2 protein-coding genes are annotated in these 647 nt (G+C 44.5%); both read right to left on the reverse strand.

Features of this window, described 5'->3' with window-relative positions:
• The coding region (locus MLE19_RS22850; protein ID WP_240720617.1) for a hypothetical protein at positions 1–269 on the reverse strand (269 nt) is incomplete at its 3' end.
• Between the two features lie 104 nt (positions 270–373).
• A partial coding sequence (locus MLE19_RS22855; RefSeq protein ID WP_240720618.1) for a hypothetical protein occupies positions 374–647 on the reverse strand: 274 nt, incomplete at its 5' end.

The raw sequence follows: 647 nt of genomic DNA on the forward strand, positions 1-647 counted from the left end.
TTTTGGTTGAGTTCCAGCATTTTCGAGTATATTTTTTCTTCAGCCTCGTCTTGGGTCGCTAGGCTTACTTCCCCATTTATGTACCTATAAAGGCCATCTTCCTCTTTTGCTACGATCACGTATGACCAATCTTTATCAAAAGGGTCTCGTATTACCGTTCCTGCAATATCAATACCATTACTTTTGAACCAAGATTTTTCAGGAAAGAATCCCATCTTGTCGATGTCCAATGAATCGAATTCTTCTCTAGATATCCGATGGATACTCATAACTCTCCTTGAACCTAACGCTTTTGTTTAGCGGCGACTACGAAGCACAGCGTAGTAGGCGTCCGGTGGAGGGCCGCAGGCCCGGAACAAACTACAACAACTGATTAAGAAATATGGCCTAATAGCGCTCCGTAAATGACGATCAATACGCCAAACACCTGCTGCTTTAATCCGCCAAGGGTGGTGTTATCCAGTTTACCCTCGACACCTCGAATGCCAGCCTGATTTTCAGCGATTTTAGATAAAAGCTCATTTTTCACATCAGATACTAGGCTTTTTACAGCCTCTTCCCTCTGGTGCATTTCCTTGTAGGCTTCGTCAACTTGACGCTCAAGCTCCTCGACCCTCTCCTCCAAGGTAATCGCTCTACGCTTTACT

The organism is Vreelandella neptunia, from assembly GCF_022489065.1.
Taxonomy (GTDB): Bacteria; Pseudomonadota; Gammaproteobacteria; order Pseudomonadales; family Halomonadaceae; genus Vreelandella; species Vreelandella neptunia_A.